This window comes from Bradyrhizobium sp., assembly GCF_016462955.1.
GTDB lineage: Bacteria > Pseudomonadota > Alphaproteobacteria > Rhizobiales > Xanthobacteraceae > Bradyrhizobium.
The window spans coordinates 8,934-11,053 of record NZ_JAEMSD010000163.1; the positions used below are offsets into that span (position 1 = coordinate 8,934).

Below are 2,120 nucleotides of genomic sequence, written 5' to 3' on the forward strand. Positions count from 1 at the left end.
AGATGGAAATCGCGCAGCTGCTCGACCGCCGCGAGCGCGTGGCGCTGACCACGGAGGAGCTTGATGCCAGCGACGAGCAGCTTCGCCGCGAGGTGCTGACGTTGTGGCAGACCAATCTCCTGCGCCGGACAAAGCTGACCGTGCTGGATGAAGTCGCCAACGGCCTGTCGTTCTACGACTACACGTTCCTTCGTGAGGTCCCGCGGCTGATCAACACGCTGGAAGACCGGCTGGGCGACGGCGGCGAGCATGCCGCTGGCGAGCTCGCCTCGTTCCTGCGCATGGGCAGCTGGATCGGCGGCGACCGCGACGGCAATCCCTTCGTCACCGCCGATGTCATGCGCGGCACGCTGCGGCTGCAGTCGAGCCGGGTGATGCAGTTCTATCTGAACGAGCTGCACGTGCTCGGCGCGGAGCTGTCGATCGCGGCGCATCTCGCCGATGTCTCCGAGGAGCTGCGCACGCTCGCGGAGCGCTCGCCCGACACCTCGCCGCACCGGAGCGGCGAGCCTTATCGCCTGGCGGTCTCCGGCATCTATGCGCGCTTGACGGCGACGGCCGAAAAGCTCGAGGTCGAGATCACGCGCCGTCCGGTCGGCAAGGGCAAGCCCTATGAGAGCGTCAGGGAGTTGCAAGCCGATCTCGACGTGCTGCACCGCTCGCTGATCTCAAACAACGCCCGCGTCATCGCCCGCGGCCGGCTGCGGCTGCTGCGCCGCGCGGTCGACTGCTTCGGCTTCCATCTGGCGCGGCTCGACATCCGCCAGAACTCGGCCGTGCACGAGCGCACCATCGCCGAGCTGATGGACGCCGCCAATCCCGGCATGTCCTACCTGGCGCTCGGCGAGGACGCCCGCATCTCGCTGCTCACCAACGAGCTGCGCTCGACGCGCGCGCTGGTGTCGCCCTTCGTCAAGTACAGCGACGAGACCATGGGCGAGCTCAACGTGTTCCATGCGGCGGCGGAAGCGCATGCGAAGTTCGGCTCGGATGCCATCCCCCAATGCATCATCTCGATGTGCAAGGGCATGTCGGACATGCTCGAGGTCGCGGTGCTCTTGAAAGAGGTCGGCCTCGTTCATCCCTCCGGGCGCAGCGCTATCAACATCGTGCCACTGTTCGAGACCATCGAGGATTTGCAGGCCTCATCCGGCATCATGGACCGCATGCTGTCGCTGCACGATTACCGGCGCCTGGTCGACAGCCGCGGCAGCGTGCAGGAGGTCATGCTCGGCTATTCCGACTCGAACAAGGACGGCGGCTTCGTCACTTCGGGCTGGGAGCTCTACAAGGCCGAGATCGGCCTCGTCGAAGTGTTCGAGCGCCATCACGTGCGCCTGCGCCTGTTTCACGGTCGCGGCGGCTCTGTGGGCCGTGGCGGCGGGCCGAGCTATGACGCCATCATCGCCCAGCCTGGCGGCGCCGTGAACGGACAGATCCGTATCACCGAACAGGGCGAAATCATTTCGTCGAAATATTCCAATGCCGAGGTCGGCCGCAGCAATCTGGAGATCCTCGCCGCCGCGACGCTGGAGGCGAGCCTCCTGCATCCGCGCCAGAGCGCGCCGCGCCGCGAATATCTGACGGCGATGGACGAGTTGTCGAGCCTCGCCTTTAGGGCTTATCGCGGCCTCGTCTACGAGACCGAAGGCTTCGTCGATTATTTCTGGTCATCGACCGTCATCAACGAGATCGCGACGCTGAACATCGGCAGCCGTCCGGCCTCGCGCAAGAAGACGCGCGCCATCGAGGACCTTCGCGCGATCCCCTGGGTGTTCTCCTGGGCGCAGTGCCGGCTGATGCTGCCGGGCTGGTACGGCTTCGGCAGCGCGGTCGAGCAATGGATCGCCGGGCATCCTGACAAGGGCATGCCGTTCCTGAAGGAACTCTACAGGGAATGGCCGTTCTTCCGCATGCTGCTGTCGAACATGGACATGGTGCTGGCGAAAAGCTCGATCGCGATCGCCTCGCGCTATGCCGAGCTGGTGCCGGATGAAGCCTTGCGCGAAAAGATCTTCGGCCGCATCCGGCACGAATGGCATTCCTGCATCGAGACGCTGCTCGACATCATGGGCCAGGACCGGTTGCTCCAAGGCAACCCGCTGCTGGAGCGCTCGGTG

General features: G+C 65.3%; 1 protein-coding gene. It reads left to right on the plus strand.

Annotated elements, in window-relative coordinates; genetic code table 11:
• Positions 1-2,120, plus strand: a 2,120-nt coding sequence (gene ppc / locus JHD07_RS17940; RefSeq protein WP_291624493.1) for a phosphoenolpyruvate carboxylase, incomplete at both ends; no start/stop codon positions are given.